Origin of the sequence: Halpernia sp., assembly GCF_048269545.1 — a bacterium.
Lineage (GTDB): Bacteria > Bacteroidota > Bacteroidia > Flavobacteriales > Weeksellaceae > Halpernia.
In genome coordinates this window covers 155,475-178,537 of record NZ_JBLXIJ010000003.1, presented here as the reverse complement: position 1 = coordinate 178,537, position 23,063 = coordinate 155,475, and the positions used below count along the sequence as shown (strand labels likewise).

Below are 23,063 nucleotides of genomic sequence, written 5' to 3'. Positions count from 1 at the left end.
GAGCAGTTATTAATTTTTTATGAAAAGAGAAATTTATTTAAAGGAGATAATTGAGGAGTTAAGTATTTTGAAAAGTAAAATTGAACTTTCGTCTAAAGTGAATCTTTTAGATATTAATTTAATTTCCGAATATCATATACAGGAAATTTTAAATGTTGTTTTTGATTTGAAATTAATAAATTCAAATCTGCAAAATAAAAATGCAAAAGCGATTGATCTTCAAGATGAAATAAATTGTTTAGCAGTTCAGGTTACTTCAAATTATAGAAAGATTAAAGTTCAAGATACTTTGAATAAATTTTTTGAGGAAACACTTGAAAATAAATTTTCTACATTACTTATATTTATTTTAGGCAAAAAACAATTAAAATATCAAAACCTTGTTATCAAAGAAGGTTTTAATTTTAACCCAGATGAACATATTTTTGATTTTTCAAAACTAATTTCGAAGTTGAAAACACTTCCAATTAATAAAATAGAAAAGATTAGGAATATATTGAAGAGGGATAGAATTCACGTACAGTCAAGAATAGGCACTAAATCAATTTTTAAATCCAAACAGATTATAAGGAAAAAGATCATTACGAATTTGATAAATGTTCAAGATGTCAATATTGCAACCATCAGTTATTATGATCCGTCGTACAAGTTTATTTACGAAGATTTGATTATAAGATCCATTGTTGACAAATCCTACCCAAATTTTGATGATGAAAAAACCGGTGAAAGAGGTGATTGGTATAAAGTTTTTTCGCATGATTTGAACGAACATTATTTGGAAGTTGAAACTTTTTATAATGTTGAAATTGTATATGACAATAAAGGTATTTGGAATTATTTGAACGAAAGAAATAAAGAGAATTTGCCTAAAGACCTTAATATTGGTAATTTCAGAGTTTTGCAGCGCATTGCGTTGGAAGATATTGTTGAGATAGATATGAATTATGAAGATCCGATGATATTCGTGCAGTTCAAAAATCACCAAGCATATTTTGAAGAAATACCTTTTATAAGAGGATATTTCAATAATACAAAAGATTGTAGAACGGTTGCATATTTTGAATTAAAAAATCAAAATATCAATTTGTAATCAGATTTACATGGCTTTTCAACGGAACCCTCGAATAAATTTCTGCCACAATTTATAGCAACTAAAACTTAATATTTGCTATAATTCCTATCTATATTTGCAGCATGAAACTTCATGCTAAAATTATCGAATCTGCATTACCTAAAAAGGCGAAACTACACTTTCAATCATTATCCAATTTGTTGATGGCAAAGAAGGTCAAAACTTTGAAGTGCTCTATCAAGATTTCGATCCATATTATACAAAAATTAGAAAGTGGGGCATCTGGGAACTATCAATTAAATGGAAAAGTGAAATCTTCACTGATCCGAAAACGGAAGTGAAATCCTATTTTACACATTTGATCTGCACAAAGGCATCTCCAGTTTTTCAGATGGACAAGTCGTAAATTATTACAAATGTCTTTCGCACTTTATAAGTGTAAACCTGCGTAAAATAAACGCAGGATCAGAAAAAGTATTGAGCCAATAATTATATTTTTCATTGGCTTTTTCTTCGGATGCGAAATGTTCGTCTGCAATTTTCGCTTTTTTAAATTTCACACCTGCGTAAAATAGAGGCAGGTTAATTCTTTGACCTGCGTAAACAGATTACAGGTTTATAACAACACCTGCGTAAAAAAGATGCAGCAACCTGCGTAAAATGAATGCACGTTATTTTCTGTACCTGCGTATAATAAATACACCACCTGCGTAAATTAAATACAGGTTTAAGTATCACCTGCGTAAATAAATACCAAGTACAATTCTTTTCTTTTTCAAAAGCAATATCATCGTATTCAACTACAATTCAGTCTTTTACTTATTCTAAAACTTTCTTTTCAGACTTCCCTTAAATTATGTCGCTTGTGGATAGCAAGATGTGTCTTTGTACCCACAACTTTTCAAGTTGGGACACAAAGACGAATCTTGTCTTTTTGCAAAAGGGGAAAAAACTTCGGAACTCGTTTTTTTATTTTTAATGAAATCTGTAGAAATCATCCAGATGAAACCAGATCATTCTTTTTCACACTTTTTTTATTCATTTACCATCCAGACGCATAGTTTATAGCCCAAACCCTTTGCTAGCTATTGTTTTGAAGCATTTGTATTCTCAATTTTGTCCCGAAATATTTATTCAATTTTATGGCAAGATTACTTTACATACTTTTTCTTTTTGCAACACTAACGCTAAAAGCACAGGTTGGAATAAATACAGAAACTCCTGAAACAACACTTGATGTTGTTGGAAAACCAAATGATACAAATCACTATGATGGCATCATTCCACCGAGAATTACTGGTAATCAATTAGCAGCAAAATTTTATACTTCCCAAAAAAAAGGGGCAATTGTATTTGTAATTGCACCAGCAAGTAATCTGGTTGGTCAGGTAATCAATGTTCTGGAAGCAGGTCTTTATTATTTTGATGGAAATTTATGGCAAACATTTTCAAAAGTGTTAGAACCGATCGAATATAGAATTACTCTCGCATTTAATTCTGAAAGTTCTGATCCTTTAACCGTAACTTCAACTTGGGGCGCGCCGGTAGATTACTACGGGAATGATAACAGAGAATATTTGGTGTCTCAAAAATCATACAGCATTGGAACAAAGAACTATGCCGGTCTTAAGGGTAATGTTGTATTTAGTAAAATGAATGGTTTCACCAACGTAAATTTTCAAATTTACAGATCAAATGATTCTACTCCAATATCGGAAAAAGTTTTTATCGACATCACGAAAATATTTAATGATTTCGGCTATGTTCCAAATCAAATTATTTTACTGCACACTGAAAATTCAACTGATTTTTTTCCTGCATTATTAGAAAATAATACAATTCAAATTCCTCAAACTTCTTTAAGTAAAATGTCCACGGACTATTACACTCGCGGAGAAGCGCAGGGAATTTCGCGCATTAAAAAGCCAAGTTTTCCATAGAATTTTAAAATTTAGATTCATTTATATTTTAGTTAAAAATCAGAATTTAAAACTTTGGAAAAGGAGGCCATCATTAAGTTAAGAATTGAAAAATCTAAAAAGGAGGAATGGAAACGATACTGTACAACGAGAAATATCTCTATAACAAGCCTTATTATAAATTCGGTTGAAGGACGATTATTAGATAATGAGAGAAGTATAGTATTAAAGTTCATTGAAAAGCAAGACAACCTATTTGTGAAAATAGAAACCAATATCAACCAAGTGGCAAGAATTGCAAACGGTCAAAAATTAATCAACGCAAATGAATTGGAAAAGTTTTCAGAAAAAGTATCAGAAATAGTTCAATTGAAAAAGGAACAAAATAAAATTTTTTCAAAAATATATTCAATGCTTGCGAAATGATTGTCAAAATTATGAAACCCGCAGGAAACAGTTTTCCGGTAGTCAATTATAACGATAAGAAAATTAAAAAAGAGGAGGGCGAATTAACATTAATGAAAAACTTTCCCTCTTTCATTGATAAAGAAAGTAACAAGCATCAAGTAAGAAATTATTTTCGTGCAATATCGATCGGCAATAAAAAAGTTTTGAAACCACAATTTCATGCGATGATTTCAACAAAGTTTCGGGAACACAGCAAAAAAGAATTGACAAAGATTGCAGAAAATTTTATGGATGAAATGGGCTACGGGAACCAACCATTTACGGTCGTTTTTCACGCAGATTCCCACAATAACCATGTCCATATTGTCAGCACAAGGGTTGATAAAACAACAGGAAGAAAGATAAATGACAGTTTTGAAAAACTCAAATCGCAGGAAGCATTAAATAAAGCATTAGCGAAAATTAACAATCTGAAACCAGATGAAGAACTTGAAAAACTATTGAATTATAAAATGAGCAATTTTTCTCAACTGGAAATTTTATTGGAAAGAAGCGGTTTTGTGATGATTGAAAATAAGAAGAGCGAAAATGATTTTGACATTTTAAAAAACGGAGTTAGGCAAAAAACGATCAATGGCAATAACCTAAAATTTGAAAAAATAAAGAATGATATTAGGAAAAACCAGATCAAAGCAATTTTAATAAAATACAAAGAACTGCATTCCAACAAAGTTTTTAAAGTAGAAGATGTAAGAAAATTAAAATCAGTATTTGGGGATGAAAGAGCAAATAATCTTCAAGATTTAAAAAAGAAAATTGAATTTGAATGCGAGCTGCAAAACACTATGAGAAAGCAATTTGGGATTGATATAGTTTTTCATCACAATGATCCTCATCAACCATTTGAATATACTTTGATAGACCATAAAAGTGGGAAGGTTTATAAAGGCAGTGAAATTTTAGCAATGCATCATTTATTTGAATTTACTACTGAAACGATTGATAAAAAACTTTTTGGAGTTTTGAAAGATTATAACATCAATAATCAGGAAGCAAAAACAAGTTTGCTCAATTTTTTCAATTCAAAGACAACAAAAGTAAAACTTTCTGACTTTATGCTTTTTGAAAACAGAAATAGAAAAGATTTAGAAACATATAGAATTATTCAAAATGAGGTCAGAGATTTTATAAAAAATACAAAAGATGCAGAGGAACGAAAAGAGAGCATTTCGATCATAAAAAATGAGGGTGGGAAATTTTATGCAGTACATGAGAAGCAACATTTTATTGGTGAATTATCAACATTAATCGGTGAAAAAGAAACTCAAATATATGCTGATTTGCAGAAAAAAGGAAATAAAAATAGTGAGATTTTGGAAGCAGTAGATGAATTGATATTTGAATTAATGAAATCTTCTGGAACTGCAAAAAATCCAGCTGAAAACGAACTGAAACGAAGAAAGAAAAAACGGAAATAAAATTAAAAATGATCATCACGTTTGCAACTCAAAAAGGCGGAACAGGCAAAACAACACTTGCTATTGCCTTCGCCAATTACATTTCGAGTATTTCAGATAGAAAAATCAACGTGTTCGATTTTGATTATCAAAGATCATTTTTTCAAAAATGGAAAGAAGATGAATTATTGGATCTGCCAAAATTGTATGCTGTAGAAATCATTGGACAAGAGGAAGAACAACCGTTTTCAGATTTTGAAACTATTCTTGAGTTGAAAAAAAGTGAAGAAATTTATTTGTTTGATCTAGCCGGAACTCTTGATGTAAAATACAGCGATCTATTGATTTACAGCGACTTCATCATCATTCCATTTGAGTATTCAGATGTTTCTGCAAAATCAACTTTAGTGTTTGTGAACTTCTTGGGATTGCTGGAAAGTCAGGCTAATAGGATTTTTATCCGTTCAAAATATGAAATGAATTATAAATATTTAAATCAGGAAGGAATGGATGAAGAATTAAGCAAGTATGGAAATTTATTAGAAAGTCCAGTTTACAAAAGAAACTGTTTGCAAATAATTCATACCAGAGGACTGACTTACTGGCAAAAATATGCAGTGAAAAATCCTTTTAATGAACTTATAACTTACATCAATGAAACTTTGGCAATTACTCTATAACCCGATTATTTATCCAATTCTATCAATAGAAAAAACAATTTTTATGGCAAAATTCTCAATCATTCTTCTTGTATTGTATGTGATTTATTACGCAGGAAATATCATTTATGATCTTTTTATCAAGAAAGGTAATTCTATAATCACAGAAGAAAGTGATGTCTTTTCAATTACGGAGTTTGAAGAACAAAATCGAGGCGATGTAACGACGGTTGGAATTGAAGATGTTGAAAATTTAAACACCCCAAGATCATTCAACAAAAAAGAGTTTTCCATAAACATAGAACCTTCAAAAGAAAGACAGAATATTGATGTTTTGCGAGAAAGATTTGAGTCAGAGCAAAATATTGATTCATATGATCTTACAGCATTAAATCAAAATAATGCAGAAGAGGATAATCATTCTGAAACTCCCAACAAAGAAGAAAATGAAAGTCCAAAAGAAGATAAAAATAGGGTAGAAAAAGCAAACAGAGAAAGATTTTATGATTTTCTCAATCTTGCTGCAACGACCGTTCAATTAGTTTCAAATAATAACGGGCACAAAGTTTACAACGCGTCATAAAAATAATTTAATTCTTAAAATAACTTAAACACAATGAATCAAAATTCAAAAAAACACAAAATGATGAAAAAATCTTTAACAGCATTTGCAGTACTTTTTTCTATAAGTATGGCATTTGCACAATCCGGAGGTAGTGCCGCATTAGGTGCAGCAGCAACTACAATTTCAGGATATATCACTGATTTGGGATTGCTCATTTATGCAATCGGAGCAATTGTGGGAACAGTCGGCGGCATCCGGATTTACAACAAATGGACAAACGGTGACCAAGACATCAACAAAGAAATCGTTGGTTGGGGTGGTGCCTGTATTTTTCTATTGTTGGTTCCAACATTTATTGCTGCCATATTCTAATGGGATATTTTTTATATAAGGGGCTCAAAAAACCCCTTATATTTTTCGGACTTAAGGATAAATACATTTATTATGCAATGGGATCCGCAGTTGGTGGTCTTGTGCTGGTCGCAATTCTTTCTTCAATAATAGGATTTTTCGGGACAATTATCGGAGGTGCAATTGGTGGAGCAGGAGTGCTTTTCAGTTATAAAACTCAAGACTCCAAAGGTTTGTATAACAAAACAAAAAATGAAGACGAGTTGCACATTATCCCAACAAAATTCAGGAACCTTAAAGTCTAACATCTCACGTCTAATATCTAAAATCTATACATGAAACTAAAGAAAAAAACATTCGAAATTCCTTTTATCGGTTATGATTACGGAAAAGACAACAAATGGAATTTTGATGTTTTAATTGGTCAGTTTGGTAATCCAATCATCGGAATTCAGATAAAAAATAATGTCGAACAATATTCCGCTGATCCAGATGCTTATTTGCATTTTCATACTATTTTAAACCAAGTTGTAGCGATTATTGGAGAAAATCACATCGTACAAAAGATTGATATTTTCAGTAAACAAAAGTATGTGGCAGAAAAATCCACCGAATTTTTACAGGAAAAATACTCTGAACATTTTGACGGTCGATTATTTAAAACGATTGATACCCTTTTACTTTTCACTGATATTGTAGATCAAAATAGTAAGAAAAACACTTACAAATATTCAGCAAAAAGCTATAAAGTTTTACGAGATAAATGTTTGAAAATTTTTATGCTTTTATCGCAGAATGAGTGTGAGCCAAGATTTTTAAAAGAAAAAGATTTAGACTATTACATTGGCGGAGTTGTTTCAATGAATTTTGGTCAAACACCTTCATTTACGAATATCAAAGCGACCAACGAACATTTGGTCATCGGAAATAAGTTTGTAAAAACCATCAGTTTTGTGGATGTTGAAAGGATAGAATTGCCGTCTGAGATCGAAACCTATTCTTTTTTAGGTGGAAATGGTTCGGCTTCGGAAACTGCCGTGGACAATTTTTCTTTCATCAATGAATTAGAAGATTATAAAACCATTATTTACAATCAAATCATTTCAATTCCGCAACAAGCACCCAAACAACGGGAATTAGAAAAGAAGAAAAAGAAACATGAAGGCGTTGCTAAAAACTCACCTTCCAACGCCATTGTTGCGGAAGAAATAGATGAACTGCTGCACAATATTGCAATGGATGGGCAACTCATTGTAGATGCGCATTTTTCAATTTCCTATTCCGCAAGTTCATTGGAAAAAATGGAGGAAACCCAGTCTTTAATAGAAAACAAACTCTTTATGAAAGGCATTATCGTTTCCCAAAATTCTTACAACCAACTGGAACTTTTCCGCTGTTGTCTTCCCGGAAATGCGGTGGAACTAAAGACCTATGATTTATTTACAACGACAAGCGAAGCGGCCTTGTGTTTTTTTTTTAAAGAAAGTTACCCCGTGAACGAAGAATCCAATTTTTTCCTGCGATTTACCGACCGACAAGGCGTTCCATTAAAAATAGACCCTTCTGATTTACCCATGAAAACAGGTAGAATAAATAATCGAAACAAGTTCGTTCTCGGTCCGTCCGGATCGGGAAAATCCTTTCTGATGAATAATATTGTGGAGCAATACCTGACCTACAATTATGATGTCATCATTGTAGATACAGGAGATTCCTATTCTGGTTTGTGTGCGTATAAAGGTGGAAGATACATTCAATATACCGAAGAAAAGCCGATTACGATGAATCCTTTTTTAATGGATAAGGAAGAATTTAATATTGAAAAAATTGAATTTCTTACCAATCTTATTTTTTTGATTTGGCAAGGAGCAGATGCAACGATGAGTTCAACTCAAAAATCCATTTTAGATAATGTTTTGATGTCTTATTATCATCAATTTTTTAATGGAGGAAGTGATTGGTACCAAGATAAAAATTCTGAAGAACTATTTCAATATTTAAGAAAATACAATATTCATGAAGAAGATATTCAGGCGGAATATGAAAATGATATTAAGGAAAATCAAACTTATTACGACATTCTGGAAATAACCTTTGATGCAAGTTCTAAAGAAGTTAGAGAGAAAGGAAGAAAATTGATCCAATTGTATCATCCAGACAAAAATTCTAATAACCCTGATTATGATGCTACAAAATTCTACAAAGTTTTTGAAGCTTATGAAACTTTAAATGATGAAGAGCGAAGAAAAGTTTACGATGAAACACAACTGATTGTTACGAAAGCAAAATCTATCATCAAAAGACCAGTTGGTTCAGAAGAATATGAAGAAGCAATAAAAGGAGCATTAATAAAAAGAATTGTAGAACTGGAAGAAAAATTGAGTGTTCCAGAATTATCATTCAATAGTTTCTATGATTATTGCGATCAGTTTTTACCAATTTATCTTAATAATAAAAAGCATAAGATTGATGAAAGTGAATTTAAACTTCGCACATTTCTTTTTGTTCTAAAAGATTTTTATAAAGGCGGAAGATATGGGACAACGCTTAATAATAAAGCAGACGAAAGTCTGTTTGATGAGCCATTTATTGTTTTTGAGATTGATAATGTAAAAGACAATCCGAAGTTGTTTCCCATCGTCACGCTTATCATAATGGACACCTTCATCCAAAAAATGCGTTTGCGAAAAGACCGCAGAAAAGCCTTAATCATTGAAGAAGCGTGGAAAGCAATTGCTTCTAAATTAATGGGTGGATACATTTTGTACATGTACAAAACGGTGAGAAAATTTTGGGGAGAAGCCGTTGTAGTGACGCAAGAGTTGGATGATATTATCGGAAATACGGTGGTGAAAGATTCTATTATCAATAATTCCGACACTTTTATACTTCTGGATCAAACAAAATTCAAAGATAATTTCGACAAAATTGCCTCACTATTATCACTGAATAAAGTAGAACAAAATAAAATTTTCACCATTAATAATTTGAATAACAAATTCGGGAGAAGTCGTTTTAAAGAATTTTATTTAAAAAGAGGTTCAAAAGGCGAAGTGTATGGGAATGAAGTTTCACTGGAACAATACCTAACCTACACCACAGAAAAACCAGAAAAAATTGCCATAGAATATTACGTAAATCATCGTGATAATTACGACGAAGCACTGCAATTATTCGTAAAAGATTTCCAAAACCTGGATGATAAAATGGAAAATATGGTTGGTTTAGTCAACCTGTACAAACAACCTTTAGACGAAGATGTTATCAATTATTATCAAAAAATGCGAAACAAAAATACAGACCAGAACGTCTTAAAAATTATAGGTCAGGAGATTTTGAATCGTGGATTAACATTGAGAGAATTAATTAATTCTAAAAATTTTGAATATGAAAAAGTTTAGCATAACAATTTTGGTTTTTGTGGGAAGTTTTGCTTTAGCACAAAATACCTACATCGATGTAACCACAACATTGGCTTTGAAATTATACTCCGACAATCTGGAAAATCAACAGGAGAAAACCATTGAGCAACAGACAAAACTTCAACAAGCCCAAACCTGGGTTGCAACGCAAATGACGGTTGCCAATGACATTCAGAATAAAGTCTTGAAAGGATTAAATGAAGTTTCTGGCACTTTAAAAAATGGCGTACAGGTCGTAAATATTTATAATGAATTGGATCGTTGCCTTAAGTATTCAAGTGAGATTTTAACCTTGACAAGTAACAAACCACAATATTCTGTTTTTGGCGTTAAAGCAACTCAAAAGGCTTATGAGCAAGTCATAAAATTGACAACTGATGTAACAGATTTATTAAAACCAGGCGAATTAAATCTTGCGACAGCAGGAGATCGCTACAAACTACTTTTTTCGGTTTCGCAGAATGTGACGATGCTAAAAATCTGGTTACTCGCTACAAAATTAAATATTGAACGTGCAATTAGACTGGGTTGGTTTCAATCTATCAATCCATTTCAAGGTTACATCAATACGGATATGAGCATTGTGGAAAATATAATGTGGACTTATAAAAATAGATTTTAGATTAAAATAATCAAAATGAAAAAACTGTTTTTATCAATTTTTCTTCTTTCAGTTTATTTTGTGATTACATCTTCAGGTGGAAGTCCAACGCCGCCTTGGGAAAAAGAGAACGTGTCTTTTCCAATGATGAATCAGGAAATCCGTCATACAATGGAAGAAAATGAAAGGCAGAAAAGTATGAAGAATTGGCAAGATCAAAATTTAGCAACAGAAGTGGTAAATAAAAAGCAATGGGAAAAATTTAAAGAAACCACTATCAAAATTCAGGATAGATTAAGAATTGTAGATTTTGCAATGCAGGCTATTCCTACTGGCTATGCTATTTTTCTGGAAAGTCAAAAAATTCAAGATATCCAAACGAAGATTATTAATGAAATTCAAACCGCGCCTTATTCATTAGTTGTTTTACTTCCCTCGCAAATCAGATTTGTAGATGATATGCAAATGGTGGTGAGATTGTTATCCGGCATTGTCATCTCTTACGGAGCGATTAATCAAATGGAAAAAGCCGAACGTAAAATACTTTTAGAATATGCTTTAGGAGAAGTAACCAATTTAAGGAGAGATTCCCTTTTTATGTTGATGAAAGTACGTGATATAAAGAGAAAAGTAGAGTGGACAAAGTTTGTAGTTCTCAATTATATCAATAAAGATAAGCAGATTGTAAATCAGATTTTAAATCAATTTTAAATTTTAAAAATGAGAAAAATTTTTCTTCTATCATCTATTTTTTATGGTGGGTTACTTTCGATTTCAGCGCAAACTGTGGTGTTTAATGATAAACTATTAATACAGATTTCAAAAAATCAGGCGGTAAGATTGGCAAGCAATGAATCCTTTTTAAACTCATACGAAAAACAGAAAAAATTATATGATGATGTAAATCAAAAAATCACACAAGTTGTGGCTATTCAACAGTTCATCTATGATAAATTGACCAATGTAAATGCAGCCATCAAACAAGGAAAACAATTGTATTACCTCTCTCACACTTTTGTTCAAATTGGGCAAAATGCCAATGAAGTACTTTCTCTTACAACGCAAAATCCTCAATATGCAATTCTTTTGAACAGGTATTACATCGCAGCAACGCAAGAACTCATCAAAATGCAAACTGAATTGGTGAATGATATTTTACGTGAAGATGCGGATTTTTTAATGGATCCTTTTGACAGACAAGCAGTAATTCAAAAACTTTCTACCAGAGCCAATATGATCAATGGTTATTTGGTTTGCATCCGAATTAGACTGAAAAACGCTAGGAAAATACCATACATCTATCAAATTCCTACCATAAGTACTTATGTCAATTTAGATAGAGCAATAGTAAAAAATATTATGCAGAATTACAATTTCATTTTTAATTAATACGCTCATGAGAAAACATTTTTTCAAAATAATATTTCTATTGCCTGTAATCTTTTGTACAGGATTCAGTTTCGGACAGGTAAAAAAATTGAATGATCCTTCAATCGTTGCGCACAACAAAAGAATGGTATTTGAATCTTGGGGAGATTTTCGTCCTTACCCAAAATATACGTTCGGAATACAAACCAATTTCGCTTACGCTACTGTTTGGGGTTGGTTGTCGCCCAGCAAAAATAGAGATTATAAAGACGGTGCCGATATTCGTCCATTAAAACCAACAGGATTAGAAGTGCAAAGATTGGTAGAACTAGAATTTCAACGAGCAGAAGCAGAAAAAATTAAAGTACAAGTAGATATGCTTTACACCAGAAATGTTCAGGATTTAGCACATTGGACTTCAGCAACAGTCGCAGCAGATCCACTTTGGTTGCTTTATTATAAAAAAATGCTGAAACCTTTAAATGAATTTGCAGAAAATCCTCAAAATTATTTAGAGTGGCAATTGAAGGATGATAAAACCTATCAAAACATGCTTACCAACGGAGGAATCGCACATTTAAAAAAGGAATTAGACTTATTAAAAGATAAATACAAAAACTCACGAACATTGGATATGCCACGTGGAAAAAGATTTTTGATGTACCACGAAACTTTGATTGGTTGGAGAAAGTTTAATCAACAAATTAGAGCATTTGACCAAAAAAATACCCTTTTTCTGGATTACAAAAAACTACTCTCAAAATCAAAAATTAATATAGGGCCTTATTGGGAACCAAATGATGTTACCATCGTTCAGGAAGTAATGATTGCTTATAAAAATAAATTTTAAAAGATGAATAAATATCTAAAGCTCACAATTTGTCTATTGTTGATTTTTCTGCCCACAATTGTTTTTGGACAAACCAATGATACAGCAAGTTATAATAAACTTTTGCAGTTTCTGAAAGGAGACGGCGCATTTGAAAAATGGTTCATGGAAGCATTTACAAAATTAGACACAACAATGGCAGCACAATCTGTGGGAGCAGTAATGTTGGGACAAGCAATTGGAGGTTTTGGTGCTTTGTGCTATATGGGATATTTAGGTTGGCAAATGCAGGAAGGAGCAAGACCTTGGGAAGTTACCCCAATGATTCGACCAACAATTATTGCATTTATTTTAATGTATTGGGGCGCATTTACCTCTATGATTCAATATCCATTGCAATCTCTGGCGGAACCTGGAATTGCACTTTTTCAGGCAATCGAGCAAGACGCAAATGATTTGAGAGTTGAACGCTTTAAAAAACAAAACCAGATTTTAGAAATTCTTATAAAACAGCAAGCGGAAGAAGAAGCGAAACAGGAAACTTTGGATAAGTTGGAAGGCAAAGCGGATGATAGTTGGTATGATATCGATGTAGATAAATTATTAGCGCCCGCCAAAGAATGGTACATGAAAATGGAATTTAAAATTCAAAAAACATTATCAGAAATCATCGAGGGAGTTTCTTTAACCATTCTGCGAGTTTGCACCTATCTCATATTTTTTATTCAGAAAATTTGGAGTTACATACTGATCATTTTGGGACCGATAGCCATTGGAATTTCATTAATACCCGGTTTTGAAAATTCATTTAGCAATTGGGTTTCGAAATTCATCAATATTAATCTATACACTTTTATAACCTATACCATCATCAATATCGGACAGCAATTAATTATGTCTGGTTATCAAATGGAATTGGATAGATATGCTCTAATAATAGATTCAGGAGGTGTTGCAGATATGGAAACACTTCGGGTGTATGTTCAAAATAGTGGCATGATGTACACCGCTTTATTTCCGGCAGTTGCTTACATAGTTACAGGAATTGGAATTTTAATGGTTCCCTCTATTGCAGATTCCATTGTTTCTGCAGGTGGAGCAGGAATTATGAGTAAAGGAAAAGCAGCAGGTGGGAAAGTGGCAAGTGCGGGTAAAGCGGCAGTGAAAATAATAACCAAAATTTAAGAAATAACCTTAACATTAACTTTAAAATGCTTGTTAAAAACATAGAACAAAAAATAAAAATCAATAAAACGATTTCTTTAGCATCCATTCTTTTTGCAGTAATTATTGTAATTGTAGGATTTATGTTTGCCTACAAATTAATAGAAGATTCTCGAAAATCTTTATATGTAATTGATAATGGCGTGCCGATTTTGGTAAAACAAACAGATGAACTTTTGAACAGACCAGTAGAATACAAATCTCAAGTAGAATTATTCCATCGCCTATTTTTTACGCTTGCTCCAGATGATCGATACATCAAAGAAAATGTGGAAAAATCACTGTATTTGATTGATGATAGTGGAAAAAAGGAGTACACCAATTTAAGAGAAAAAGGTTTTTACAATCAAATAATTTCTGGAAACTCTTTGGTGACGGTGCGTAATGATTCAATCAAATTGGATTTGCCCAATAAAAAATTCATCTATTACGGAACGCAAATGATCAATAGAAAAAACTCTCTCATCATCAGAAAATTAATAACTGAAGGAGATTTTGAGGATATGATTAGAAGTCCAAATAACCCTCACGGTGTACTTCTTCGGAACTGGAGAATTTTAGATAATAGCGAAATTTCTAACAAAGCAAAATCGAATTACTAATGTTAATCAACAAATACAACTTTCTCAAAGAGCAGTTTTATTCATCAAAACAATGGATGATAAAGCACCCGAAAAAGGTTTATGGCTATGTGATGTTACTATTAACCCTATCATTTGGATTAATTTTTATTCAATATTTCTATTTCACACCAAAAATTTCTACCAAAAACAATATTCCAAATATATACTCGGAAAGTGATCAGGTAAAAGCGAAAATGGATGAAACTGAAAAGAAAATGGAAAGTGTGGTAAAAGAACTTCAACTACTAAAAACAAAAAGAGAGAAAGGTCCACTTACAAAAAACGACAGTCTGCGAATAGAATATTTGTTCAACCAATACCAAACATTTAAAAATGGACATTAAAAAAATAAAATTTAAACAGCCCAAGTATATTTTTCCATTAATTCTTTTGCCAATTATTCTTTTTTTAGGATTTCAGGCTACAAAATTTTTGGATAAAGAAAATAAAATGGAAGAAAAATCGCAGGATTTATCACTCAATTTAGGAGAAACGCAAGATTCTATTCTTTCAAAAAATGCAGCATACGATGATTTATTTGAAAGAGGAGACGGTAGATCCATGTTGGATGGTATTGAAAGCGACGAAGATAGTTTGCAAAATTATTCCGACAATTTGGATGATAAACAAAAACGCTACATCGATTCATTGAAAGTAATGAGAGGTTTGAATAATGGTTTAGGCAAAAATCCTGCAAATGATTCTTACTACAAACAAGGTCCTCAAAGAAATTCTGATGAAAAAGATTTTCAACGTTCATCCGAAATGATAAGAATGCTCAATAATCAAGGCGGTGGAAATCCTAGTAGCAATACTTCTATGTCAGAAAATCAATTTGCATCAAATAAAAAGCATGAAGAAACTGATCCAGTGAAAATGTTGAAAAAGCAATTTTTGATGATGGATTCTTTGGAAAAAGCGAAAGATCCGGAATATCAGGCAGCACTGGCTTCTGAAAATAAATTGAAAAAGAATAAAGAAAAGTTAGAAGCATTTTTGAACACGACCTTAAAAGTTGATAAATCATCTCTCAATCCAAGTTTCAATTCAATAGCAAAAACAAACAATGACAATTTTATAAAAGCAGTAATTGATGAAAATAACAAAGGGAATTTGGGAAGCAGAATCCGCTTTCGATTATTGGAAGACATCAATGTTGGTAAGCATAAAATCAATAAAGGAACTATTTTGTATGGTCAGATTTCAGGATTTGCAATGCAAAGAGTCAATCTCAAGGTAATTTCAATTTTAAAAGACGGCAATATTTTACCAGTAAATCTATCGGTTTTCGATATGGACGGAATGCAAGGATTGTATGTGCCACAAAGCGATTTTCGGGAAATGTTGCGCGAGATGGGAAGCAATTCTGTACAAGGAACTCAAATGGATAGCAGTGGAGAAAGTTTTTTCACGAGTTTATTTTCCAGTTTGTTTAGTTCCACTTCCAAAACGATTTCCAATATGATTCGGCAGAATAAAGCGAAATTAAAATACAATTCCTACATCTATTTAATCAACGATAAAGAACTAAATAAAACTAAAAATGACAAATAAATCAATAAAAAATATTTTGAGTGGACTATCACTTTTCTGCTCCATTTTCATTTTTTCACAAACTGAAACTACCGAAAAGAGAGTAGAAGATTTAAAAACATTAGAAATTTCCAAAGGCGTAAGTCTGCATATTATTTCTCCAGAACCTATTCAATTTGTGGATTTGTCCACCAATAATTTAACCGGAGATTTACCAGCAGAAAACATTGCAAGAATTAAAATTACTGATGATTCAACATCTGATTCCACCAAAATTGGCATAATGACAAATAGGAATGATCTGGGAGTAATCACTATTGTCTGTCAGTCTTTTATGGCTCAATATAAAGTAAGTTATCTGAATTATAAAAGAGAATCGGTTACAAACATTCAGATTCAGCCAGAAGATATGCAACCTTTGGAATATCCAAAAATGTCTTTCTCAAACACAGAATTACAAAAATTCTCTCTCGATATTTTGCGTAAAAAGGAATTAAAAAATCCAATACGAGAAGTGAAAAGTTTAAAACTCACGATGCAGATTAACAATGTGTATGTCGTGAACGATTATATTTTTTTGGATATGACTTTTCTAAACACTTCCAATTTAGGTTATGATATAGACGCACTAAAATTTTCCGTAGAAGATAAAAAGATTTACAAAGCAACCAATAATCAAAGCATTGCATTAAATCCAGTTTATCAGTTGTACAATCAGAAGCAGTTTAAGAAAAGTTACCGGAATATTTATGTTTTCAAAAAATTTACTTACCCAAACAGTAAGGTTATGAAAATTAGATTGATAGAAGAACAATTGTCTGGAAGAGCAATAGAAATGAAAGTCAAATATTCAGATATTTTAAACGCAGATACATTTTAAATACTAATAAAATGGAAAATTTATCACCCACAGTGTACATAGTAATCTTGCTATTAATAATTACCTACTATTCTGTTTCTATATTCATTTTTGATAGAAAGCGAAAAGGACTTATAAATGACTATGAAAAATTATTAAACCTTAAAGATTGGTATGAGAAAATATCTGATGAGGCAAGTCGCTCATACATTGTCGAGAGCGTCGAAAAAAGAGGACAAGAATTAATTAATCAATTCAAAGTGTTGAATGCCGATCTTGTTGAAATACAAGAACAGCATAAAAATTTGCAGGAACAGCAAAAAAAACTACACCACAGTTTACTAGAAGAACATAAATTACTGAATGAATATTTCGAAAATTATTCTTAATGCAAGAGCAACAAAACCAAATAAAGATTTACAGTTTTTTCCAAAAGATGGTCTATTTTATCGTCTTATTGGATTGTTCGTCTTTGTTTTTCATCACTGCGAAAATTCCTTTCGTAACGGAATTATTGACCAAATTTTCAAAGATGGGATTGTTTTACCCACCTTTGAATGCGAAAATTTGCACTATAATTTTAATCACATTAGTTGCAATAGGAACCAGAGCAAAAAAGAAAATTGATCTCAACATCGGTAAACAAATCATTACACCAATTTTGATTGGTTTGGGATTGATGTTAGGTTCACTCGTTTTCACTTCGCAAGCAGGAAACAACACACTTCCGAAACTGATTCCACCTTTAAACTTTTATCAAATCATCTATACTTTCTTATCTTTTTTAGGAGCGTTAATCGCACAAGTTGGTGCAGATAATATTTCAAAACTGATGCAACAAAAAATGGGAAAAGACCGATGGAATATAGAAGAAGAGAGTTTTGCGCAAAATCAAAAATTGGTAAGAACAGATACTTCCGTAAACATTCCCTATTTATTTCGCTTCAACAAACGAACAAATAAAGGTTGGATTAATATTAATCCATTTCGGGGAACAATGGTTATTGGAACGCCAGGATCTGGGAAATCTTTTGGGGTAATCAATCCTGCAATACGACAGATGATAAACAATGGTTTTTCATTATGTATTTATGATTTCAAATTTCCCGATTTGTCAAAAATCGCTTACTACCATTATTTATTGAAGAAAAATAAAGATGAAAATTATCAGCATCAGTTTCACGTGATTAATTTGAATGAGGTTGAAAAGTCTAAAAGAGTAAATCCTTTCAAAAAAGAATACATCCAAACTTTAGCAGAAGCACAAGAAATGGCAGAATCTATGGTTTCCTCTCTGCAAAAGGGAGGGTCAAGTTCTGGCGGTGGATCTGAAGCGTTTTTCACGCAATCTGCTATAAATTTTCTCTCTTCGTGTATTTACTTTTTTGCAAAATTTGAAAACGGAAAATATTCCGATTTGCCACATATTCTTTCATTTATGAACCGTAGTTATCAGGATATTTTTGACACACTATTTACAAACGAAGAAATTTATTCTTTGCTCTCACCATTTAAAACAGCATACGACAATAGAGCATTTGATCAGTTGGAAGGGCAAGTAGGAACTTTAAAAATATTCTTGTCGAGATTGGCAACCAAAGAAAGTTTTTGGGTTTTTTCTGGTGATGAAGTAGAGTTAAAAATAACAGATAAAGAAAATCCCTCAATCATCATTTTAGCATCTGATCCAAGTACTCAAGATATTAATTCGGCATTGTATTCTTCAGTTTTGAATAGAACTTTGAGATTAATCAATTCAAAAAATAATTTACCAGGAGGAATTATCGCCGATGAATTTCCCACCATTTACATTCATAAAATTGATAATGTAGTGGCAACTGCAAGAAGCAATAAAATCGCCGTTTTGCTTGGACTTCAAGAGATTCCACAATTACGACAATTCTATAAAAAAGAAGTAGCAGATACCATTTCAGCAATTGTCGGAAATATCATTTCTGGTTCTGCAAGAGATAAAAACACTTTGGATTGGATGGAAAAAATGTTCGGTAAAATCAAACAAAAAAGTTATTCCCAATCTATTTCGCAACAAGGAACTTCCACCAGTATCAACGAGAAAATGGATTTTATGATACCTGCAGGAAAAATTGCAGCGTTGAAAACGGGGGAAATGGTTGGAATGATTGCACAAGGCGAAGAAAATAATACCGAAGAATATAAAACATCGGCAATTAGCGGAAAAATAAATCTAGATATGAAAGCACTGAAAATTGAGGAAGAAAACTATGTTCCAATGCCAAATTATTACTCATTTATCGACAAACGAGGTGTTGATATAAAAGAAGAAGTTCTAATGACCAATTTTAGAAAAATAAACAAGGAAGTAGAACTGATTGTAAATGATACCGTCAAAAATCAGGATGATGAATATTAAAGTAAAATTTACACTGATTCTCACAGTTGTTTTTTCATATTCAATTGCAAAAGGACAGTTCAATACACTATCAAGAACCATTAGCCAAAAAGAAACTAATACAGTTTTTCACAGTGATAAGGAAAACATAAAAAGTGATTTTAAAAGTAAGAAAAATAAGAATACTTCCTTCAAAAAACTATTCAATATTACCACCAAAGGAGATTTAAAAAAGGAAATTGATTCTTTAAAGTCAGTTTTAAATGAAAGTAAAAATCCCAAAAATAAAGAGGTGAAATTCAATTTTAAAAAAGTTGAAGATTCTTTGATTCAACTACTTAAAAGTAAAATTGAATTTCAGAGCAAAATTTTGTCGTCTAAAAATATAAAAACATTTGAATACCTGGAAGACAAACCTACAAACGCAATATCTAAAATATTTATGCCTTTGAAAAGCGGTATTTCGGTTACATCACCTTTTGGCAATCGCAAACATCCCATTTTTGGTGTACAAAAACTTCATAATGGTGCTGATTTAAAAGCAAATTATGAAAAAGTGTATGCTGTTCTGGATGGAAAAGTAGTTGATGCAGGTTATGATTCGAAAGGCGGAGGAAATTACATCAAAATAAAACATTCTAATTCCTTCATCACTTCCTATCTCCACTTATCCGAAATCTACTATAAAGTTGGCGAATGGGTAAATGCTGGATTTGTAATTGCAAAAAGTGGCAATTCTGGAAATTCTACTGGTCCACATTTACATTTTTCTGTGAGTGAAAACGGTAATTATATCAATCCAATACGATTTCTAAACGACTTAATAAAAGCAAATAATTTAATAGCAATACATTATGCAAACTAACAATTTACCAACCGACGATTTAAAAAAATACGGAATTGTAGAACCAGATAATTCCTTCTCAAAAAAACTTTCTGCGGAAGATATTCAGAAATTTCTTCAAGGATATACAATCGTTGCAGACAATGAGAAGAATAGAGCAACCTTTCAATTGGTGGAAAACAATAGCCGATTGAATGTGGTTTTTCTTGAACGAGATAAAAATATTTCAGCAATAATTGAAGCAAGTAAAAACAGAATTGAGTTTTCTGAAATTAAAGATATTTCCAAATCTGAAAATCAAATCAATGTTGAAAAGAAGGCGTTTGTCTTTGACACGGAAACCAATAAAATCGTTGAATTTGATTTGATTAAAAATTCAACTGCATTGACCGCGATTATTGCAGACAAAAAAGATGCAGTAGAAACAAACCGATATAAAACAGAACTTCTAAAATTGAAAGGATTTTTGCAAGACAAAATAGACCAATTTCCTGAAATAGGTAAAGATATTTTGAATGATTTAAATATTGTTTCGAAAGAATTGAGCATTGTAAATACCATTTCCTCAACACAAAATCAAAAGCAAGAAAGTTCAAAAATAGAACTCAATGTCAATGATCCCGATATGTTTCAGGATGCAAATAGACAACGTGAAGAAGATTTTGAACAAGAAGAGGAAAAGAAAAAATCAAGAGGTTTTAGAAGATAAAATATTTTAAGATGAGTATCACACTGGAAATTAGTAAATACAATGAAAATCAGGAATCCGCAGGTCTCCAAAAGATGGATTTTTCTACAATTGTAGAAGCAATCGCTACTCTTGAATTCATGAAAATGGGATATGATCATTTCAAAACTGGAGATTCTTTATTGGTAAGATTAAAAGAAGGTGAAAAAGTTCATCTCATAGATTACCATTCCGTAGTACCAATTGATGAAATCAGGAAAGAACTTGAAATTAAATTTCCGCAAATTTTAACAGATTATGAAAAATCAGATAATAAATCTCAAGAAAAGAAAACGAAACTATCTGCAAACTCGAATTTTGCGTTTGAGGAAGATGAAAGCACAAGGTATGCTTCAACATCGGCAGGTGAAAAATTACCCTTTAAATTGTTTAAGCCTGGCGATTTTGCTTCCGGATCCAATATTTTACGGGAACCGCAAGATTCTCTTCAATCCACAGATTTTGCATTAATTGAAAGGAGATTTGCAGAAAATAATACTTTGCAATTATTTGGAAATGAAAAAATTACGAGTGTTGATGATGTCGCTTGGCTTTTTAAATCTTTGGAAGATGAAGCTGTAGAACACGCTTTTTTAGTGTACGATTTTAAAGATAAAGGTTATTTCGTGCAGCATATTTCAACAGGAACTTTTGATGCAGCATTTGTAGATAACCGATTAATGATCGGAAATGTGCTAGAAGTAAATCCTTCCTCAATTACGTTAGTTCACAATCATCCGAGTGGAAATTTAAAAGTTTCTAATGCAGATATTGACTGTATCAGAAAATTAAGAGCAGCATTAGATGATTCAGATATTATCGTAAACGATGGTGTTATAATCAATTTGAGAAGCGGACAGTATGTAGTTTTCAATGAAATTTTTGAAGATAAAATGGCAATGAAATCCAATCCAAATGCTTTTCAGGAAATTCAGCCCTATTCATTTAGTAAGCAAGTATTAGTTGAAAATTATCAGCCAGAAAAAATCACAAGTTCGGCAGATATTGCAAAATTTATCACGTCTCAAAAATTTGGAATTTCTGATAAAACCGAAATGCTGATCATCAATAATCAATTAAATATTGTTGGGAAATTTATAATGCCACCAGAAAATCAAGTTGGTTTTATAATAGGTAAAGTGGCAAAGTTTGGTGGAAACAAATGCATTCTTTATGGTAATAATATCACTCCCGAACAAATCAATTCCTACAACCAAAAGTTGAATCATTCTGGAATTGAAATTATTGATGCACTGCTTTTTAAAAGCGCAAATGGAAGAAAAATATATGATTCATTTGCTGACCAAGGTTTGCTAAAAGATATGTCAAAGGGAAGCAATATCAGTAATGAAGCAATCTCACAATATGGCAACAAATTAAATAATTCAAAATCCTATTCTCAGGTAAAACCCAATCAACAATACAAAGAACTTAACAATTTAAACCCAAAAATTATGGAAAAGAAAGAATTCAATCAAGAAGAGTATCTACAAAATCAACTAAAATATCTTGGTTTTGGTGAAAGTGAAAAACTTCACAAAAATTTAGAAACAAGAATAAATTCTGTGGAACAACAATTTGAAATCAAAACGAAATCGGATAAAGCGATGCCTGGAAATGAAGTGGATTTTACTTTAAAATTTAATAAAACAGAAAGTGGTGGTGTATTTTTTAATTCTTATCAAGCAGTTTTGAAGGAAGAAAAAGGAGATGAAATATCACATAATTTCCCTGTCAATAGAGATAATACATTTACCGCGAAAGAAGCAGTTAATCTTTTGGAAGGTCGCACTGTGAAAATTGAATTCCACAATCCAAAGTCAGATCAGTTAGAACCTGCCTTTTTAAAACTAAACTTTGACGAACCAAAAACAGAGAAGGGTAATTATATCTTCCAGAATTTCTACAAGAATTATGGAGTAGATACCGACCAAATTGTAGAAAAATCTAATCTGATTTTTGACAAACCGGAATATCGAGAAAATGCCATAAAATCTTTAGAAAAAGGAAACATAGTAAAGGTAAAATACGAAATGGATGATCAAATTTTAGAAGGAAAAGCCGTGCTAAATCCGCAATACAAAAACTTGAATATTTATGATCAGGATATGAACAGAATCAATACCAACAAACCACTTGAAGGTTTGGAGAATGACAATAAGCACGACAAAAGCAATGTGAAGGAACAAAGTATAAAACGATAGAAATTTATCAATAACAAAAAGAACAGC

Annotated in this window: 23 protein-coding genes; all 23 read left to right on the top strand. The window is 31.7% G+C overall.

The genetic code is table 11. The features are described from left to right. Positions 1-19: 19 nt before the first annotated feature. On the top strand, positions 20-1,090 hold the full coding sequence (locus ACN0WB_RS06565; protein WP_417430062.1) for an SMEK domain-containing protein: 1,071 nt from the start codon (positions 20-22) through the stop codon (positions 1,088-1,090). A gap of 1,124 nt (positions 1,091-2,214) precedes the next feature. Then, on the top strand, positions 2,215-3,012 hold the full coding sequence (locus tag ACN0WB_RS06560; protein ID WP_417430060.1) for a hypothetical protein: 798 nt from the start codon (positions 2,215-2,217) through the stop codon (positions 3,010-3,012). Positions 3,013-3,066: 54 nt separating this feature from the next. Next, complete coding sequence (locus ACN0WB_RS06555; protein WP_417430058.1) at positions 3,067-3,417, top strand: hypothetical protein; 351 nt, start codon at positions 3,067-3,069, stop codon at positions 3,415-3,417. Then, complete coding sequence (locus ACN0WB_RS06550; protein WP_417430056.1) at positions 3,414-4,877, top strand: relaxase/mobilization nuclease domain-containing protein; 1,464 nt, start codon at positions 3,414-3,416, stop codon at positions 4,875-4,877. Before ACN0WB_RS06555 ends, ACN0WB_RS06550 begins: the two co-directional genes overlap by 4 nt. 8 nt (positions 4,878-4,885) lie before the next feature. Beyond that, positions 4,886-5,536: a ParA family protein gene (locus ACN0WB_RS06545; RefSeq protein ID WP_417430054.1), complete on the top strand. Its 651-nt coding sequence runs from the start codon at positions 4,886-4,888 to the stop codon at positions 5,534-5,536. Between the two features lie 43 nt (positions 5,537-5,579). Further along, positions 5,580-6,098 carry a hypothetical protein gene (locus ACN0WB_RS06540; protein WP_417430052.1) on the top strand — a complete coding sequence of 173 codons (519 nt, stop codon included), beginning with the start codon at positions 5,580-5,582 and terminating at the stop codon, positions 6,096-6,098. Between the two features lie 33 nt (positions 6,099-6,131). Next, complete coding sequence (locus ACN0WB_RS06535) at positions 6,132-6,452, top strand: DUF4134 family protein (RefSeq protein WP_417430050.1); 321 nt, start codon at positions 6,132-6,134, stop codon at positions 6,450-6,452. A gap of 77 nt (positions 6,453-6,529) precedes the next feature. Further along, complete coding sequence (locus tag ACN0WB_RS06530) at positions 6,530-6,736, top strand: hypothetical protein (RefSeq protein WP_417430048.1); 207 nt, start codon at positions 6,530-6,532, stop codon at positions 6,734-6,736. A 30-nt stretch (positions 6,737-6,766) separates the two neighbouring features. Then, positions 6,767-9,832: a TraG family conjugative transposon ATPase gene (locus ACN0WB_RS06525; protein ID WP_417430046.1), complete on the top strand. Its 3,066-nt coding sequence runs from the start codon at positions 6,767-6,769 to the stop codon at positions 9,830-9,832. Continuing rightward, positions 9,819-10,475, top strand: a complete 657-nt coding sequence (locus ACN0WB_RS06520; protein ID WP_417430045.1) for a hypothetical protein — start codon at positions 9,819-9,821, stop codon at positions 10,473-10,475. The genes ACN0WB_RS06525 and ACN0WB_RS06520 overlap by 14 nt, the downstream gene beginning before the upstream one ends. A 15-nt stretch (positions 10,476-10,490) precedes the next feature. Next, positions 10,491-11,165: a hypothetical protein gene (locus tag ACN0WB_RS06515; protein ID WP_417430043.1), complete on the top strand. Its 675-nt coding sequence runs from the start codon at positions 10,491-10,493 to the stop codon at positions 11,163-11,165. Between the two features lie 9 nt (positions 11,166-11,174). After that, positions 11,175-11,843, top strand: coding sequence for a hypothetical protein (locus tag ACN0WB_RS06510; protein ID WP_417430041.1), 669 nt, complete (start codon positions 11,175-11,177; stop codon positions 11,841-11,843). Positions 11,844-11,850: 7 nt separating this feature from the next. After that, a complete protein-coding gene (locus ACN0WB_RS06505; protein ID WP_417430039.1) occupies positions 11,851-12,672 on the top strand; it encodes a hypothetical protein in 822 nt (273 codons plus the stop codon). Positions 12,673-12,675: 3 nt separating this feature from the next. Then, positions 12,676-13,836: a hypothetical protein gene (locus ACN0WB_RS06500; RefSeq protein WP_417430037.1), complete on the top strand. Its 1,161-nt coding sequence runs from the start codon at positions 12,676-12,678 to the stop codon at positions 13,834-13,836. Between the two features lie 26 nt (positions 13,837-13,862). After that, on the top strand, positions 13,863-14,477 hold the full coding sequence (gene traK / locus ACN0WB_RS06495; protein ID WP_417430035.1) for a conjugative transposon protein TraK: 615 nt from the start codon (positions 13,863-13,865) through the stop codon (positions 14,475-14,477). A 56-nt stretch (positions 14,478-14,533) separates the two neighbouring features. Next, on the top strand, positions 14,534-14,842 hold the full coding sequence (locus ACN0WB_RS06490) for a hypothetical protein (RefSeq protein ID WP_417430033.1): 309 nt from the start codon (positions 14,534-14,536) through the stop codon (positions 14,840-14,842). Continuing rightward, positions 14,832-16,052 (top strand): conjugative transposon protein TraM, encoded by a 1,221-nt coding sequence (gene traM / locus ACN0WB_RS06485; RefSeq protein ID WP_417430031.1) that lies wholly within the window; start codon positions 14,832-14,834, stop codon positions 16,050-16,052. The genes ACN0WB_RS06490 and traM overlap by 11 nt, the downstream gene beginning before the upstream one ends. Beyond that, a complete protein-coding gene (traN, locus tag ACN0WB_RS06480; protein ID WP_417430029.1) occupies positions 16,042-16,911 on the top strand; it encodes a conjugative transposon protein TraN in 870 nt (289 codons plus the stop codon). The genes traM and traN overlap by 11 nt, the downstream gene beginning before the upstream one ends. 11 nt (positions 16,912-16,922) lie before the next feature. Next, the gene (locus tag ACN0WB_RS06475; protein WP_417430027.1) at positions 16,923-17,279 is read left to right on the top strand and encodes a hypothetical protein; all 357 of its coding nucleotides are present in this window, start codon (positions 16,923-16,925) and stop codon (positions 17,277-17,279) included. After that, entirely contained in the window at positions 17,279-19,282 is a 2,004-nt protein-coding gene (locus ACN0WB_RS06470) for a type IV secretion system DNA-binding domain-containing protein (RefSeq protein ID WP_417430025.1), read from the top strand. The genes ACN0WB_RS06475 and ACN0WB_RS06470 overlap by 1 nt, the downstream gene beginning before the upstream one ends. Then, positions 19,269-20,126: a M23 family metallopeptidase gene (locus ACN0WB_RS06465; RefSeq protein WP_417430023.1), complete on the top strand. Its 858-nt coding sequence runs from the start codon at positions 19,269-19,271 to the stop codon at positions 20,124-20,126. Before ACN0WB_RS06470 ends, ACN0WB_RS06465 begins: the two co-directional genes overlap by 14 nt. Then, complete coding sequence (locus ACN0WB_RS06460; protein WP_417430021.1) at positions 20,116-20,814, top strand: hypothetical protein; 699 nt, start codon at positions 20,116-20,118, stop codon at positions 20,812-20,814. The genes ACN0WB_RS06465 and ACN0WB_RS06460 overlap by 11 nt, the downstream gene beginning before the upstream one ends. A gap of 11 nt (positions 20,815-20,825) precedes the next feature. Further along, entirely contained in the window at positions 20,826-23,036 is a 2,211-nt protein-coding gene (locus ACN0WB_RS06455) for a JAB domain-containing protein (protein ID WP_417430019.1), read from the top strand. Positions 23,037-23,063 lie beyond the last annotated feature (27 nt).

Excerpts from the sequence above, each read along its gene's own strand:
- ACN0WB_RS06565 (WP_417430062.1), top strand. The coding sequence starts at position 20 with ATGAAAAGAGAAATTTATTTAAAGGAGATAATTGAGGAGTTAAGTATT.
- ACN0WB_RS06560 (WP_417430060.1), top strand. The coding sequence starts at position 2,215 with ATGGCAAGATTACTTTACATACTTTTTCTTTTTGCAACACTAACGCTA.
- ACN0WB_RS06550 (WP_417430056.1), top strand. The coding sequence starts at position 3,414 with ATGATTGTCAAAATTATGAAACCCGCAGGAAACAGTTTTCCGGTAGTC.
- ACN0WB_RS06545 (WP_417430054.1), top strand. The coding sequence starts at position 4,886 with ATGATCATCACGTTTGCAACTCAAAAAGGCGGAACAGGCAAAACAACA.
- ACN0WB_RS06540 (WP_417430052.1), top strand. The coding sequence starts at position 5,580 with ATGGCAAAATTCTCAATCATTCTTCTTGTATTGTATGTGATTTATTAC.
- ACN0WB_RS06535 (WP_417430050.1), top strand. The coding sequence starts at position 6,132 with ATGAATCAAAATTCAAAAAAACACAAAATGATGAAAAAATCTTTAACA.
- ACN0WB_RS06530 (WP_417430048.1), top strand. The coding sequence starts at position 6,530 with ATGGGATCCGCAGTTGGTGGTCTTGTGCTGGTCGCAATTCTTTCTTCA.
- ACN0WB_RS06525 (WP_417430046.1), top strand. The coding sequence starts at position 6,767 with ATGAAACTAAAGAAAAAAACATTCGAAATTCCTTTTATCGGTTATGAT.
- ACN0WB_RS06520 (WP_417430045.1), top strand. The coding sequence starts at position 9,819 with ATGAAAAAGTTTAGCATAACAATTTTGGTTTTTGTGGGAAGTTTTGCT.
- ACN0WB_RS06515 (WP_417430043.1), top strand. The coding sequence starts at position 10,491 with ATGAAAAAACTGTTTTTATCAATTTTTCTTCTTTCAGTTTATTTTGTG.
- ACN0WB_RS06510 (WP_417430041.1), top strand. The coding sequence starts at position 11,175 with ATGAGAAAAATTTTTCTTCTATCATCTATTTTTTATGGTGGGTTACTT.
- ACN0WB_RS06505 (WP_417430039.1), top strand. The coding sequence starts at position 11,851 with ATGAGAAAACATTTTTTCAAAATAATATTTCTATTGCCTGTAATCTTT.
- ACN0WB_RS06500 (WP_417430037.1), top strand. The coding sequence starts at position 12,676 with ATGAATAAATATCTAAAGCTCACAATTTGTCTATTGTTGATTTTTCTG.
- traK (WP_417430035.1), top strand. The coding sequence starts at position 13,863 with ATGCTTGTTAAAAACATAGAACAAAAAATAAAAATCAATAAAACGATT.
- ACN0WB_RS06490 (WP_417430033.1), top strand. The coding sequence starts at position 14,534 with ATGATAAAGCACCCGAAAAAGGTTTATGGCTATGTGATGTTACTATTA.
- traM (WP_417430031.1), top strand. The coding sequence starts at position 14,832 with ATGGACATTAAAAAAATAAAATTTAAACAGCCCAAGTATATTTTTCCA.
- traN (WP_417430029.1), top strand. The coding sequence starts at position 16,042 with ATGACAAATAAATCAATAAAAAATATTTTGAGTGGACTATCACTTTTC.
- ACN0WB_RS06475 (WP_417430027.1), top strand. The coding sequence starts at position 16,923 with ATGGAAAATTTATCACCCACAGTGTACATAGTAATCTTGCTATTAATA.
- ACN0WB_RS06470 (WP_417430025.1), top strand. The coding sequence starts at position 17,279 with ATGCAAGAGCAACAAAACCAAATAAAGATTTACAGTTTTTTCCAAAAG.
- ACN0WB_RS06465 (WP_417430023.1), top strand. The coding sequence starts at position 19,269 with ATGATGAATATTAAAGTAAAATTTACACTGATTCTCACAGTTGTTTTT.
- ACN0WB_RS06460 (WP_417430021.1), top strand. The coding sequence starts at position 20,116 with ATGCAAACTAACAATTTACCAACCGACGATTTAAAAAAATACGGAATT.
- ACN0WB_RS06455 (WP_417430019.1), top strand. The coding sequence starts at position 20,826 with ATGAGTATCACACTGGAAATTAGTAAATACAATGAAAATCAGGAATCC.